Raw genomic sequence first — 14,804 nt, forward strand, 5'->3', positions numbered from 1 at the left:
CTGCTATGAGAGACGCATCTGTCAACTGGAGCCGACAACGGATGGCCGTCCTTGAGGCTACAGAAAGGCAGCTTGAAAAAGCCCTCCACCCATTCTTCGTTACATTTTCTTGGTTGTCTGCGGTCTATTTCACTGGCTTCCTGTGGATGAACTTCGGTAGTCAGTTTGCTGAGGACATTGCGCTTCTGCAGGCATTATGCGTTTTTGCGACTGGTTTGGCTGGTCTAGCCTTGTTTGGATTGTTTTTTGCTGTTGTGGCTGGTTGTATTTCTTTGAGCGCTATGAGGCGGTTAACTGACCAATCGTCAGCCTGTATCTCAAAAAACGGCGCGCTTTGTCGGAGGCGAACGCGCCTGGACAACGGTTGTTCAATATAGATAAAAAATGAAGATGAACTATACTTGTATTGATCTTTTTGCAGGATGCGGCGGGCTGTCGTTGGGGCTAGAGCAAGCAGGCTTTAAGCACTTGTTTGCAATCGAGGCTCACAACCACGCGTATGCTACCTATCATCGCAACCTAGTCGTCGGGAAAGACTACCAGCAGAGATGGCCAAAGTGGCTTGATCAGAGCGCTCATGATATTCTCGAGGTGGTGGATAGTAAGAACGCTGAATTGAAGCAGCTTCGTGGGGAAGTTGACCTTGTAGCAGGCGGCCCGCCTTGCCAAGGCTTCAGCATGAATGGACGGCGAGACCCTTCAGATCCTCGAAGTCAGATGATCAACGCCTATTTTGAATTCGTCGATTTGGTGCGACCACGAGCTGTTTTACTAGAGAACGTCCAAGGCTTTGCTTCAATGCCTCACGAAGCGCACGGTAACTATCCAAGCTTTGCCAAGGCAAAGTTGAATGAGCTTGGCTACGATGCTTTTGAAACAATCGTTCCGGCCTCAGACTTTGGGGTGCCACAGCGAAGGCCAAGGTACCTGCTTATAGGTATCGAAAAAGGGTCCTTGCCGGGGGTAAACCCTGTGGAGCGGCTTAAAGTAGGCAGAAAACACTTCTTACAGAAGCTCGGCCTTAGTCTGAAGCCGACATCTACTCTCGAAGCGTTGTCTGATTTGGAGACACGAACTGGTGCTCTAATCAATGATCCAGACTTTGGATCGCGCGGGTTTAAGGCTTTGGACTACAAAGCCCCAAAAACAAAGTCCGCGTATCTGCGCTTGATGAGAGATGGTTGGCCTGGCAAGCCGTCGGATATGAGGCTGGCAAGGCACTCTGATCGCCTAGTGGAACGGTTTAAAGACATTCTAGAAAACTGCCCCCTTGGACAATGTATTTCCTCAGAAGATCGGGAACGTTTTGGGATCAAAAAACGCTCGATTACCCCACTAGACCCTGCTCAGCCCGCTCCGACCATCACGACGCTACCAGATGATCTTGTCCACTACAGTGAGCCTAGAACAATGACTGTTCGTGAGCACGCCCGGATACAGTCGTTTCCGGATTGGTTTAAGTTCTGTGGTCCCTATACTACTGGGGGGAAGAGAAGGAAGCACGATTGCCCGCGGTACACGCAGGTCGGGAACGCGGTCCCGCCCCTTCTTGCGCGCGCTGTTGGCGAAACCATCGCATCAGTCCTTCGTGATCAAGATATCAGAAATCTGCCGGACTGCTCTCAATTGGCTAAGGAAAGTGCTCCGATGGCTTGGGAAATCGTCGATGGTCATGAAAGGTTCACCGTTTCGATCCAAAATTAGCCAGCCTTTTTCATTTCTTGTTTCGAGGGCATGGCCCAAAACGTTGCGGACCTCCAGGACGCTATCGCGGTAGTCCTTTGTTGCCGCCCTAAGAGCTCTGAGGTCGTCTTTTGCCTCTCCATCGGGCAAGCTCGCTATATGTTTCCGGAGCAACTCCCTAAATAGGTTGAAGGATTTCATACTGTCGGTAGCAGGATGATCAATTCGTTCGGCTAGGTTGGCTTGCGCCGGAAACTTCTCTAGGTTTGCCGAAGATTGGTCGCAAACCGCTTTATCAAGGAATTTAGTTGCAACTTCCTCAGCCTCTCCGACAGCCAGCTCCAAGATAACCTTTCTACAAATCACATCGACTTCGGCAACAACCTCCATCGCCAATCCACGCATTCCCGACAATCGGTTGAGCGTATGAGCGTAGTCCTGAATCAACTCACTTGCGCGGGCGGTGAAGTTATCGCGGTTAGCGCAAAAGACACCTTCGATGCGGTCTTTCGCCATCCGATCCCGCAGGCCCGCCTCAGTATCGCCGCTGCTGTAGAATAGAATTGGTGTCGAGCGAAACAATCGGCGAATCTCTGGAGCCAGTTTATCGCCTCGGACACCTCCGGCAAGCCCAAGGTCGAGAAGTACTAAGTCAAACGCGTGATAGCTCTGCTGGCGCTCGGCCAACTCACCTATGTCAGCGCCATCCACGGACACTGTAATTTCAAGCTCGAAACCGGCATCCGCCGCACCTCGGCGTATCTCTTCTTCTTCTTGTGGCGAAAAGTTATCCTCGATCCACAACAACCCAAACTGGAGCTTCAATTGGCTTTCTCCGGAATTGTAATAATGAAATCGGCTCGAACGTCGTCAGATTTCGGGTCGAACCGAATACCCCCACCCATCTCTTCAAGAACTTGCGCTACATGAAATAGACCAAGGCCAGTCCCGTTATGTGTACCAGTATAGTGTTTCTCAAAAACCCGATCTCGATCAATCCTATCAAGATCGAACCCCTGGCCATCATCGTTAACCCGAAGCTCGAGCTTGCCTTTGCTTTGCGACGGCTGAGCTACAAACCAAATCTCTTGGGCCTTCGCTTTTCTGGCATTGTCGACCAAATTGTCGACAACGACTGCAAGGTCAAACGGTGAAAACTCGCATTCCAGCGCATCAACTTTGGACTCAAAATGAACTCTGGGTGCTCTGCCGGTGTCTGCTAGCATCACCGAAAAATACTCGTTGAGATACTCAATAATGTCGCCTTGAATATGGCTAGTTTCAAGATCAACTTTGATATTTGGGGCAAAGCGAGAAATTGTTTGAAGCCGATTATTTTCCAGACGGATATAGGAAAAATCATCCATCAAAGTGCGCAGAATTTTTCTTAAGGCACCAGCCAAGTCCTCAAAATCATCCGGGTCCATTTCATCTGCGCCAGCCAGCATCTTCATCGCTTCTTGAGCACCGCTTAGTCCTCGCGTGGTGCTTGACGCAACGTGGCCAGAATAAATGTTTACCTGGTGCAGAAGTAACTGAATACGTTCGGCGTCCAAGTTTTGGCTGGCCGCGAGATAACGGGATTGCTTTTCAAGTTGGACAATCCGCGCGTCTGACTGTGCTCGTTCTTCGGCAACCCGGTTCGCCTCTTTTCGAGCTTCTGCTTCGGCCTTCTCGAGTTCAGCAATTCTTGCGCGCGTCTGTTCAATACGCTTCAAAAGTTCAGTGTCGCCGTCTCTTTCCGCGATGGAAATGAGGTCAGACAGTGCTTTCTCTGTGGCGGCTTCCTTCGCATCCGCTAGATCGAGAATATCTTGATCGAAATCAAGTATCTCCAACTCTTTGGTGCGGGCAAGACCTCCAACGATCTGCAGGATTCTGGCTTTAGCTGGATCGCCCTCGAGTCCTTCAGCGGTATCTCGCCCCTGATCAGCTTTGTCTTTCCAGTTCACCCCAACAACATAGCGCTCAAGGCGCTTAACCATCTTTTCAAGAATGGCTTCGAAAAGGGCCCTGCTATTTGCATCTTCGATTAGACCGGCATCGCGGCTCGACGCTTCTCGAAACATCTTGGGTGGGGCTGTTACGTCCACACGACCAAGAACATCCCTAGTACCCAGATACCTAGATGTGCCCTGCTGTTTCCTTCGGTTCAGACCGAAGCTATCATCCATCTCCTCACCAATTGGAAAAATCCTGAAACCGTTCAAGAAGAGGAAGATGCTGCCGAACTGAACTGATTTAACTTTCATTCTATGGCCAAAAGTGGCCTTTGCACTCCGATTAAGGTAATATATCTCACCAGTAACGCTGCATCTTTCAAGCTCAGGGTAAGGATTAGGTTCTGCAACTTTGTATATCCGTCGGCCACGGTCTACGAGTTCTGAGACAACCTTGTCGGCGTCGATGGAAACCTTAATTCGAGAAGTCTTTTCGCGAATAACATCAGCGATATCGTTTCCGATTGGACCGTTTAGTTCGTCGTCATCCTCGTCTGAGCCAACTAGGTAAGTTTCGACGTTTACTGAATCAGTCGTCCCGAAGGGGTCGATGAGCTTAGCCAGATAGGCCCTTAGCTTCCAAAGGTTCGCCTCGTCCCAGTGGTGTCGAAGGCCAGTGATCTGAAGGACGGTACCCGACTTTTTAGGACTTTCTGCAACTTCCAAGTCTGGGAAGTCATCGTCCTCGTCGATATCTACCAAGATGCTTTTGAACTCATCCTTGCTATCAAGTTCGAACTTTTCCCAATCAATGTAGAGGCCGACTATTGGTGCGGAAACTTTCTTCGTCTTTTTTTTCGAAAAAAGCTCAAGCGAGGAGCCAAGTGTATCACATGAAAACCGGCCAATCCCCTTACTGCCGGCATATCCACCTACCGACCTTATTTTATCTCGGTAGTCCGTATCGGTTCCATCTTCAGTACCATCAGCTTTCGCAGAATAAGCCACGAACAACCACTTGTCGGTGATATCGCCAGCACTCATTCCCTTTCCGTCATCGACAATCCGAATTGCATCGGCATCGGGGTCGATCTCAATCTGAATTAGGGTTGCCCCTGCATCAACAGAGTTCTTAACAAGTTCGAATATTGCGACGAATTCATTCGTAACCAGGTCGCGCCCGATTACGTCCTTAAGGTGTGTGCTTACTTTGAATGGCTTTTGAACGGTCATGATGCAAACCTCACGTATCCATCCTGCTATGTCCATCGGTTTCTATCGCTTTGTGTCGTATGAGAATTCAAGGCTCTTGAGCCAACTTCTACGTCAATGCGTCATCCCCCGGTCCATCTCGACCTCCCGCTCTTCTAGTTCTGCTTCAACTGCCTCTCTGCGGCTTTCACTAATTTCAAGCTGGTCTCGAGTTGCGTGCGCAGCCTCCCGTAGTTCGAGCCCTCGCTCAACAAGCCGTGCAACGCAGCCACGGACGCCGTTTGCGATTGAATGAGCACCGACACGCAGGCGGCCAATCCATCCATCTGGCTCTGCATCTTGGTCGTCGAGCGTGCTTCCAAGCCGCTCAATTCCTTTGCTGAGACCTCGCAGGCCGTCACCAACCGCTCGACGCAGGCGAGCAAGTCGCGTTCCAAGGCTGTCAGGGGTGTCGTCATCTACTGCTCCTCGATCTTGATGCAGGTCACTGATTTGCCGCCCAGTGTGCAGGTCCTCAGGCGTGCCTTGGTCGGGTCCAGCATCAGCCAAGTCCCGTCCTCCCGGTCGATCCGCGTCAGGCCCAAGTCCGTCATTTCCGAGCTGGCCAGCATCAATGTCCAAAGCAAGCTCGCGGCCATCATCGAGACGATCCCCACCAAGAACGTTCCCGTGATCAGCCAAGGTGAGATCGTCAGCCAGCTCTTGTTCTGTTGCAGAAAGGTGCGGGTATCGATCTCGATTGTACGCTGCGCGTTGGTCGCAATGCTGCTCAAATCGGCCCTGAAGCTGTCGAGCTGGGATGCCATCGAGGCGGCGTAGTCCTGCCGGATCGTGTCCAGTTCCGCGTTCAGCTTCTCGCTCAGCCGGGTCGGCTTGCCAGTTTTCATGGAAAATCTCTCCTTTCAAACGCCAGCGCTCGCCGGTGTCGGGGTCTTGGGCGGTCAGGTGGGCTTTGCCGACGCGGGGCAGGTCGAAGCCTGCGTCTGCGAGCGCGTCGACCATGCTGGCGCGGTCGGTGATCAGGCCGACGCTGATCTGGTCTTGCAGCCACGCGTGCAGCTCTTCGCGGCCTTGGGCGCGGGTTGGGGTCTCGATGGTGTCGCGGACCTCTTGGGTGCGCTCCAGCTCCATCGGATCGGCCCAGCCGTGGCGCTGGTTCATCACGTCGCGCAGGCTGTCGAAGGCCTTCTCATATCCAGGCGGCGCGATGTTCAGGCTTTTGCCCGAGGTCAGCTCCAAGCGCGGTGTGCAGAAGTGAAGCTCAACACGGTCTTCGTGGGTATGTCGGACCCAGAGCACGTCATATTGCGTCGGGTCCAGCCCCGCGAAGGCCAGACGCTCGAAGTGGTCCATAACCTCGGCCTGCTGTTCCTCGGTCGGGGCATCGGCTGCGGCAAAGCTGATCACCCCTGCGCGGTAGGTCCACTGGTGGCGGCTGGCATCGATCAAGGCTTCTGTGCGGTCGGGATTGCCGCGCAGAACCTCCGGCAAAGGCTCCCGCGTGACGGTCATCGGCTGCCCGTCTGCATCGCGGATCAGGTCGCGGTTGTCGTCATAGGCCAGCACCCTGTCCGCCACGAGGTAGCCGACCGGACCAGCGCCCGCGCCTTTGCCGTTGCGGAAGAACTTGATCAGCATCGGCGTGCGGCCTCGACGATCTGGGCAAGCTGGCGTTCGATGGTCAGCAGGCGTCGAGCGACGGTCAGTGCGTGGAGGTCAACACGGCCCGCCAACATCGCGCGATTTAGCCAACGGGCGATCTGGTTGAGGTTGCCGCCGATGCGCCCCACGGCCAGCACCAGCGCGGGGTCGACGCGGGGGATAGGCTTGCGACGTCGGGCCTCAGTCAGGCCAAGCGCCTCGCGCAGCAAGGTCGCAGCGGGCAAGCCAGCCGCCTCGGCCTTGGCGCGCAACTGGGCCTTCTCTGCGGCGCTACACCGAAAGACGAATGTCTCGGTCAGCGGCTCTTTGGTGCGGGCTTTTCCCGCGCCGGTGGGGTTCGAAGGGGAGGCGTGCCGCCCCTCGCAAGGTCCCGTGTCAGCAGCGCCAGCGTATGACATGGGTCGCCTTGCTGTTTGCTCTTCTGTCGGATCGGTTGCGGTCATGATCCGAGGCCTGCGGCTTGGATTTGGGCCTCGGAAACCAACTTCGACGCAAGCAACGCCGTGACTTGGGTGCCCGTGATGTGTTTGCACATCGGGCTGCGATCACTGATCCAGCAGGCCAGCCGCGCATGGTGATCCGCCTGCAATGCTGCCGTCTTCTCTCGGTCTTCTGCCTGCTTCTCGACATAGGCAAGCCAGCGCCGGGTAAGAAACCAGTTGTCGGAGAAGCAGACTTTCGAGCGGGTGAAACCTGCGCTGTCGGTGGCGTAGGCTTGGACGGCCTGCAACAGGTCCTCCGGTGCAATCCCTTCCTTCATGGCCTCTTCGATCTGGGCAAGGCAGGCCGCCTTGTTCCGCAATCGGTCTGGTGGATACGCGGCCAAGATCCTCTCAGCTTCTTCATTCGCCGCCGCCTCGCGCTTGCGCGTAGGTGGTTTATGGATGGTTTTAGGATGGTTTGGGGGCCGTGGTGGCCCCGGTACCCCGGCCACAGTGGCCCCCTTACCGGGGCCAGACTGGACGGGGGCCACTGTGGACCCCGTCTCAATCTCGGGCTCTGCGGTAGGTTCCAGCGCCTCGACCTTGGCCAGATCAATCCGGTAAACGACGGTGAAGCCATTCTTGCAAGTCCGTGCGCCAGTCTCCACAAGGATGCCTTCCTTCAAGAACGCGCGCATGGCTCGCTTGACTGTGGTCTCCCCCAGCTCGGTGTGCCGCTGAATCGTTCCCTTGGAACACCAGATGCCTGAGCCATCGTCGCTCGCCTTATCAGCGAGAAACATGATGATCTGCTTGCGCGTTGCGCTGCCGAACTTCCGTTCCGCGCATGTGTTTGCGACCCGCCAGCTCATTGGAAGGCCTCGTGGCCAAGGTTTGACAATTCGCCGCTAAGTGCTTGATGCGCCGTGGTGGGTTTGACAGATTTTTCGTGACTAACCTGTTGAGCCTTATCAACAAGCTTAGGCTTGAAAATCCTCGTGTCGGTGGTTCGATTCCGCCCCCGGGCACCACCCTTCTTTTTTGTCGTTACTTGTCAGCTACTTAGTGTCCGTCGTCATATAAAATGGGACATCAGAGCGGCTTGAGCATTGGAGGCTCTGGCTCGTTTGTGTGATTGATTATGCGGCTTGTTTTTGGTGTTGCAAGCGGCGTTCGCGGATTGTCAGTATCTTGATCTTCTTCCTTTCTCTGAGGATGGCTTTGTCGCGCCCAAAGTAGACGTCGGCGGGCGTGACGTTGTTGAGACTCTCGTGGTATCGCGCGTTGTTGTAATACTCTACGAAGGCCCCGATCTGGCGTTCGAGATCGCCGGGCAGGTAGTAGTTTTCCAGCAGAACCCGGTTCTTCATAGTTTGGTGCCAGCGCTCAATCTTGCCCTGGGTTTGCGGATGGAATGGTGCCCCGCGAACGTGGCCCATTTTTTGATTTCCCAACCACTTGGCGAGGTCGCCAGAGATGTAGCAGGCCCCGTTGTCACTCAGCAGGCGCGGCTTGTGCCGGACGACGGCTTGGTCACAGCCCGATGCGCTCAGAGCCAGTTCAATCGTGTCCGTCACGTCCTCGGCCCGCATGTTTGTGCAAAGCTTCCAGGCGATGATGTAGCGGCTGTAGTCGTCGAGGATGGTGGACAGGTAATACCAGCCCCAGCCGATGATCTTGAAGTAGGTGAAGTCGGTCTGCCAGAGCTGATGGATGGCCGTGGTCTTGTCCGTGAACTCGTCCGCGGCCTTGATCACCACATAGTCCGGCGCCGTGATCAGATCAGCTGCTTTAAGAATGCGGTAAGCCGATGATTCCGAGATAAAATACCGGTTCTCATCGGTGTATTTGACCGCCAGTTCACGTGTCGTCAGCGCCTCATGTTCTAACGCAAACTCGATCAGGTCATCGCGCCGGTCTTGGGGTATTCGATTCCAGACCGACCCTGGTCGAGGAGACCGATCGGCCAGCGCATCGAACCCGCCCTCGACGTAGCGATCATACCAGCGGTAGAAAGCCGTGCGCGGAATGCCCAGCATATCCAGCGTCATTTTGGTGGGCAGATGCGAACCTTCAACGGTGCGGATGATCTCAAGCTTCTCGGTTGCAGGGTATCTCATTCCTCCACCTCCCCAGCCCCTGTCATACTTTTTTTGAGCAGACGGTTTTCCAGGGTGAGATCGGCCACGCATTCCTTCAGGGCCAAAGACTCAGAGCGAAGCTCCTTCACCTCCGGCGACGTGGCTTGGCGCGCCGTATCGCCAGACAAGCGACGCTTGCCAGCCTCCAGGAACTCCTTCGACCAGCTGTAATACAGGCTCTCGGCGATACCCTCCCGCCGACATAGCACCGAAATGCTTTCCTCACCGCGCAGGCCAGCTAAGACGATGCGGATCTTCTCCTCTGCAGAATAGGTCTGCCGCGTCTTGCGGCGGATGTTCTTGACCAGCTTGTCAGCTGCGTCCTTCGACGTTCCGGATGTCTTGTTCATCTTCGCTCCTTGAAAGCTACGATGAACCAGAAATCCTCCGTTGTTCAAATCCTCAAATCTGTCCCAAAAGCGCTGACGTCAGACAATCCTCGACGACTACAGCCGCTACATCATCGCCTGGAAGCTTTGCACAAACATGCGGGCCGAGGACGTGACGGACACGGTTGAACTGGCTCTGAGCGCATCGGGCTGTGACCAAGCCGTCGTCCGGCACAAGCCGCGCCTGCTGAGTGACAACGGGGCCTGCTACATCTCTGGCGACCTCGCCAAGTGGTTGGGAAATCAAAAAATGGACCACGTTCGCGGGGCACCATTCCATCCGCAAACCCAGGGCAAGATTGAGCGCTGGCACCAAACTATGAAGAACCGGGTTCTGCTGGGTAATCCCCCCCGAAAGTAAGGGGCTGCGGAAGTAGAATTTTCTCGGCAAGATGCATGAGGAGATTCAGATGAAGATGACGAGATACAGTGAGCCGCAGATCCTTGCGATCCTGCGCCAGGCCGAAGGCGGTGTTCCTGTGGCCGAGCTTTGCCGCGAACATGGTATGAGCACAGCGTCCTTTTACAAATGGCGGGCGAAGTATGGCGGGATGGATGCTTCAATGATCGCGCAGACCAAGGCGCTTGAAGACGAGAACCGACGCCTGAAGAAGATGTTCGCAGAGTTGAGCATGCAGAACGAGTTGCTGAAGGAAGCCCTTGGAAAAAAGTGACTGGGCCATCTCAGCGACGAGAGATGGCCGCAACGGCGGTAGAGCGACGCGGGGTCAGTGTCGCCGTGGCGTGCCGCACCTTTGGGGTTAGCGAGACCTGCTATCGCTACAGCCCGCTTCTGAGCGATGAGAACGAACAGATTGCCGATTTGCTTGTCGGGCTGACGGATACGAGGAAGACTTGGGGCTTCGGACTTTGCTATCTGCACCTGCGCAACGTCAAAGGTCATCCGTGGAACCATAAGCGGGTCTATCGCATCTATTGCGCGCTGGAACTGAACCTGCGGATTAAGCCCCGCAAACGGCTAAAGCGGGATAAACCCGACGCGCTGGCGGTACCCGAGGCCCCCAACATGACCTGGTCGATGGACTTTATGGCCGACAGGCTGAGCGACGGTCGTCAGTTTCGACTGCTGAACGTGCTGGACGACTTCAACCGCGAAGGGCTTGGCATTGAGGTCGACTTTTCATTGCCTGCTGAACGCGTGATCCGGAGCCTCGATCGCATCATCGAATGGCGTGGCAAGCCCGGCACGATCCGGGTCGATAATGGCCCTGAATACATCAGCATCAAGCTGCTGGAATGGGCTGAGAAACAAGGTGTTACCCTCCAGCACAGCCCCAGCAGAACGCCTACATCGAACGTTACAACCGCACCGTCAGGAATGAATGGCTGGACCAACACATCATCGAAAACATCGAGGAGGCCCAAGACTTCGCCACGCAATGGCTCTGGACTTACAACAACGACCGCCCGAACATGGGCATCGGCGGCATCACACCCGCACAGAAACTGAAAATGGCCGCGTAAGTTCTACGGCTGCACCCCATTAAAAATGGGGGGATTACCCTGGAAAACTACTACCTGCCCGGCGATCTCGAACGCCAGATCGGGGCCTTCGTAGAGTATTACAACAACGCGCGATACCACGAGAGTCTCAACAACGTCACGCCCGCCGACGTCTACTTTGGGCGCGACAAAGCCATCCTCAGAGAAAGGAAGAAGATCAAGATACTGACAATCCGCGAACGCCGCTTGCAACACCAAAAACAAGGCGATTGTATATTTGACAAACCCAAGACCCGGCGGTTAGTCTACGCCCATCGATGATGGGGAATCTGCCATGCGTTATTGCGTCGTGATCCAACTTGAAAACTCTTCTGACCTAGCGCGAGTGAGAAATGACGTCCCGGCGATTGTCACGCTAATCAAGGGGCACTCTCAAAGCGACGAGATGGCCTTCCGTTCAAACGATGGCGTTCTCTTTGGTTGGTTCATCCAGACCGATAAATCCATAGACATGATACGCAAAGCCATTGAGGGCAGCACGTCATGGCGTAATGCAGATTCAATAGTCATTTTTGAAATTGGTGACGGCCTGTCCGGCAAAGGCTTCACTCGTCAATGGACTTGGCTTCAACATTCCGCCAAACGAGATTGACCTGTTCTGTGCGAAGGGCAGCGCCAATCCATCCAAGCCAGAGCATCGGGCGAGACAATATCAGAATCCGGGCCAGTCGCTTCATGGTATTAATATACTCCGCAATATGGGGTAATTCAATACCTCATTCGTCAGGCTTCTTGTTGTCAGGCTTCTGCTTCGCCAGCTTCTTGAGCCGCTCGTTAAAGCGTTCCTCGTCGTCGTCCGTTTCTAACTCACGGGCGGCTTCTTTGAAGCGTTCAAGCTGCGATTTGTCTTTCGATTTTGTCGATGACATTTTCCGCACCTCCCGCCCAATCTGCTGTTTGAAGTCGCGCACTATTCATAGCCCTGCGTCTTGTTTTCGTAGTTACCTTAGATTGGATATAATCTTCAAACACCAAAAACGGAATCGTTTTTGTGGAGTGGCCACTTAAGCCTGAGAAAACTTGCTCCGCTAAAAGGGCTTCAAGAACGTTTACTTCCGTAGTGGCCGCATAGATCGCGGCCTGCATATTTGATGATCGTATGATAACATCCGCTGTGTATTCGGGGTGATCCGATGATATCGCACCCCTTACATCAATTTGAAAACGGCTTTCAAACCTATCTGTGATTGCGTCAATAAGGTCTTCACGAAATGTATTTGCCACCCTGTCTCGGTCCAAAAGCGCCACGTCCTGAAGTCTGTTTAGAAACGACATGAAGCGAATTGCGGAATCTCCAAACTGTGATCTGTCCACCCAGGTGCTGGTAAAAAGAGAATTGTCTTCATCAAACGTTACACCGTGAGCAAGAGCGACGTCTCTCATAGCCTTTACCCTGCTTTCAGACGATAGATCGCCAGCATCGTCCTCAAGAGATATGAGTGTATCTCCACCATCGCGCATTCGAACCAAATTCCCATCAACTTCGCCAAAGACAACTAAAGGGTCTCCCTGTAGCCATGAAAACGGTGTCTTTATTGCGTAACCTATCGGGACTTTTCGAATAGAAAGTTGGTCGCAGAAAGCGTTGCATATATCGCTGTGGGCATTCATGCGAAAAACTCCCTTTGGAGCGGTAGATCGAACCTGTACAAAGCTGCTGCTCGCTCTAAGGCTTTCATCTTGTCGACGTCGAAGACGACCCGCGAATCTCCACTATACTCTGGCCAACGCCGAAGGGAATCCCTGTCACGCCACGCTCCGACAAAAACGTCATCAATGCCCTTCACTGTAAGGTGACAGTGCCAGTCTCCATGCGATGTGTGTAGATCGTGGCTGCACAGAACTGAAACCCCATCTCTATGAACCTCTCCCAAAACCGCGTAAAATTGCTCAATTCCAGCGTTTAGCTTGAGTAGAACTCGTAGTTGTCGGTTCGCTGCTGTATGCATACGTATTACGCGCCACTGCCAGTCTCTTGACTGTCTTAACTTCTTTTTTCGCATTGGCCATGCCGCCCTATCGATATCGCCTGACGACCAGTGCCCGAAGTCATCAACGTGTTTCTTCTCCCTAATCAGATCCGCCAGCTTCATCGGTTAAGTTCCGCGTCAGGCCGTCGGTAGGTAAGACGCTTCCCTGTAACTGAGCGCAATGCGATTTCGCCACGCTCAATGTCATCCACTCCGTTCGCAACACGGTTGTTGTAGCGGAACTCAAACTCAGCCGCGTAGCGATGCAGGTGTTGCTTGCCGCAGTGCTGATAGATACCCTTCATGCCGCGCTTGAAGATGCTGAAATAGCCCTCAACGGTGTTGGTGTGAACTTCGCCGCGACCGTAGACGCCCTTGCTGTGGGTCACGAAGTCATGCGCCGCGAACTCGTCGCCGAGCAGCGTGTACTGCTTCGCTTCGTCGGTGTAGATAGTCGCCTCTTTGGCGATGTTGGCGCGTAGGATCGGCAGGAGCGTTGCCTTGGTCACATCATCGACCACGACAAACTTGGACTGACCCGTGGTGCGGTCCACCAGAGACAGCATGGCGTTCTTGTGAGCGTAGCCGCGCGCGCCTTCTTTCTTCTTGTGCTTTTGACCGATGAAAGTTTCGTCCACTTCCACAACGCCACCGCCGGAACCGAAATTGACTGTACCGTCATTGCGCATGGCTTCGCGGATGCGGTGAGACATAAACCAAGCGGACTTGTGAGTGATTTCCAGAACGCGGTGAAGCTGGTGGCTGCTGATGCCCTTCTTGCTGGACACCATCAGGTGAATGGCTTGGAGCCACTTGAACATGGGGATGTGGCTTTCTTCGAAGATCGTGCCGATACGCACTGTGAACTGCTTGCGACACTCTGCGCACTTCTTGAGGCCATGACGCTCAACGCCTTCCGGGTTTTTCTTGGACGGCTTGGAGCGAACGCCTGCCAGCACATATATCTTGCCGCAGTTGCCGCAGTGCGGGCAGACCGGACCTTCCGGCCAAAGCATCGCCTCAACGTGCGCAAAGGCTGCGGCTTCGTCGTGCATGTATGGTTTGGACAGGATGGACATTTCAAAAACCTCTAACTTGTTGACTCCAATATAGGAGTCTCAGTTGGGTTTGTCAAATATACAATCGCCAAAAACAAGCCGCATAATCAATCACACAAACGAGCCAGAGCCTCCAATGCTCAAGCCGCTCTGATGTCCCATTTTATATGACGACGGACACATCGCCGCTCCCTGTGTTTCTTCGCTCTTCACCGGAACAAAGCGCATCGTCGGGCGATCCGCAGCTTCGCAAATCGCTTCTGCATCGGCCATGTCGTTCTTCTGACGCTTCACGAAGGGTTTGACATAAGCGGGCGGGATCAGCCGAATGTCATGCCCCGGCTTGCCGATCTCGCGTCCCCAGAAATGAGCACCGCCACAGGCTTCCATCGCGACGACGCAAGAGGGCAGCTTGCTGAAAAACTCCAGCACTTGCGCCCGCCGAAGCTTCTTGCGCAGAATTGCTTGACCAGCGCCATCGGCTCCATGAACCTGAAACACATTCTTTGCCAGATCGAGCCCGACCGTGATAATCTCCGACATGACCGCTCCCCTTTGTGGATACTAAGAGACCCACCTTGGCACACAGATGCCGTCGGGGGCGGTTACATCATCAATGCCCTTCGAATACATCAACGGCTTCTACAATCCGCGCCGGCGCCACTCAGCACTGGGCTGGAAAAGCCCTGTCGCCTTCGAACGAAAAGTGGCCTAAACGAGAACCTGGCGCCGCACCAAAGCGTGACAAGTCCAGTGCCGACCCGCTTCCATTGAGGCAATTATGACGGTGATCCATCAGTTTG

General features: G+C 54.3%; 11 protein-coding genes and 4 pseudogenes. 6 read left to right on the top strand and 9 right to left on the bottom strand.

The features are described from left to right. The first annotated feature begins 5 nt into the window (after positions 1-5). Positions 6-377 carry a hypothetical protein gene (locus IMCC21224_RS28550; protein WP_156178279.1) on the top strand — a complete coding sequence of 124 codons (372 nt, stop codon included), beginning with the start codon at positions 6-8 and terminating at the stop codon, positions 375-377. A 7-nt stretch (positions 378-384) separates the two neighbouring features. Further along, positions 385-1,704: a DNA cytosine methyltransferase gene (locus IMCC21224_RS27145; protein ID WP_082135221.1), complete on the top strand. Its 1,320-nt coding sequence runs from the start codon at positions 385-387 to the stop codon at positions 1,702-1,704. 800 nt (positions 1,705-2,504) lie between these two features. On the opposite strand, the gene IMCC21224_RS14305 is transcribed toward IMCC21224_RS27145, so the two are convergent. The 5 genes from IMCC21224_RS14305 to IMCC21224_RS14325 form a co-directional block, all read right to left on the bottom strand. Beyond that, positions 2,505-4,856, bottom strand: coding sequence for an ATP-binding protein (locus IMCC21224_RS14305; protein WP_047997147.1), 2,352 nt, complete (start codon positions 4,854-4,856; stop codon positions 2,505-2,507). 93 nt (positions 4,857-4,949) lie between these two features. Continuing rightward, positions 4,950-6,473, bottom strand: coding sequence for a relaxase/mobilization nuclease domain-containing protein (locus IMCC21224_RS14310; RefSeq protein ID WP_047995922.1), 1,524 nt, complete (start codon positions 6,471-6,473; stop codon positions 4,950-4,952). Beyond that, on the bottom strand, positions 6,467-6,895 hold the full coding sequence (mobC, locus tag IMCC21224_RS14315) for a plasmid mobilization relaxosome protein MobC (RefSeq protein ID WP_231582091.1): 429 nt from the start codon (positions 6,893-6,895) through the stop codon (positions 6,467-6,469). The genes IMCC21224_RS14310 and mobC overlap by 7 nt, the downstream gene beginning before the upstream one ends. A gap of 41 nt (positions 6,896-6,936) precedes the next feature. Further along, entirely contained in the window at positions 6,937-7,722 is a 786-nt protein-coding gene (locus IMCC21224_RS14320) for a hypothetical protein (protein WP_231582092.1), read from the bottom strand. Between the two features lie 336 nt (positions 7,723-8,058). Then, positions 8,059-9,410 (bottom strand): IS3 family transposase gene (locus IMCC21224_RS14325; RefSeq protein ID WP_156178093.1). Its coding sequence is split into 2 segments (ribosomal slippage): positions 8,059-9,074 and positions 9,074-9,410, totalling 1,353 coding nucleotides; the frame shifts between segments, so codons are not numbered across the junction. 82 nt (positions 9,411-9,492) lie between these two features. Between IMCC21224_RS14325 and IMCC21224_RS14335 the strand changes: the two are divergent. From IMCC21224_RS14335 to IMCC21224_RS14355, 4 genes and pseudogenes are all read left to right on the top strand, one after another. Further along, positions 9,493-9,795: pseudogene (locus tag IMCC21224_RS14335) on the top strand (DDE-type integrase/transposase/recombinase); the annotation flags it as partial. A gap of 64 nt (positions 9,796-9,859) precedes the next feature. Then, a pseudogene (locus IMCC21224_RS14345) lies at positions 9,860-10,934 on the top strand (IS3 family transposase). Between the two features lie 33 nt (positions 10,935-10,967). Further along, positions 10,968-11,234 (top strand): annotated as a pseudogene (locus tag IMCC21224_RS27155) (hypothetical protein); the annotation flags it as partial. Between the two features lie 13 nt (positions 11,235-11,247). Further along, a complete protein-coding gene (locus IMCC21224_RS14355; protein ID WP_047995926.1) occupies positions 11,248-11,565 on the top strand; it encodes a hypothetical protein in 318 nt (105 codons plus the stop codon). Between the two features lie 124 nt (positions 11,566-11,689). On the opposite strand, the gene IMCC21224_RS28225 is transcribed toward IMCC21224_RS14355, so the two are convergent. From IMCC21224_RS28225 to IMCC21224_RS14375, 4 genes and pseudogenes are all read right to left on the bottom strand, one after another. Further along, entirely contained in the window at positions 11,690-11,842 is a 153-nt protein-coding gene (locus IMCC21224_RS28225; RefSeq protein WP_197089210.1) for a hypothetical protein, read from the bottom strand. Further along, positions 11,805-12,584 (bottom strand): DUF1828 domain-containing protein, encoded by a 780-nt coding sequence (locus IMCC21224_RS27160; protein WP_082135224.1) that lies wholly within the window; start codon positions 12,582-12,584, stop codon positions 11,805-11,807. Before IMCC21224_RS27160 ends, IMCC21224_RS28225 begins: the two co-directional genes overlap by 38 nt. A gap of 478 nt (positions 12,585-13,062) precedes the next feature. After that, the gene (locus IMCC21224_RS14370; protein ID WP_047995929.1) at positions 13,063-14,022 is read right to left on the bottom strand and encodes an IS1595 family transposase; all 960 of its coding nucleotides are present in this window, start codon (positions 14,020-14,022) and stop codon (positions 13,063-13,065) included. 159 nt (positions 14,023-14,181) lie between these two features. Beyond that, positions 14,182-14,544: pseudogene (locus IMCC21224_RS14375) on the bottom strand (IS110 family transposase); the annotation flags it as partial. Positions 14,545-14,804: the final 260 nt, after the last annotated feature.

The organism is Puniceibacterium sp. IMCC21224 (genome assembly GCF_001038505.1).
In the GTDB taxonomy this organism is placed as follows: domain Bacteria; phylum Pseudomonadota; class Alphaproteobacteria; order Rhodobacterales; family Rhodobacteraceae; genus Puniceibacterium.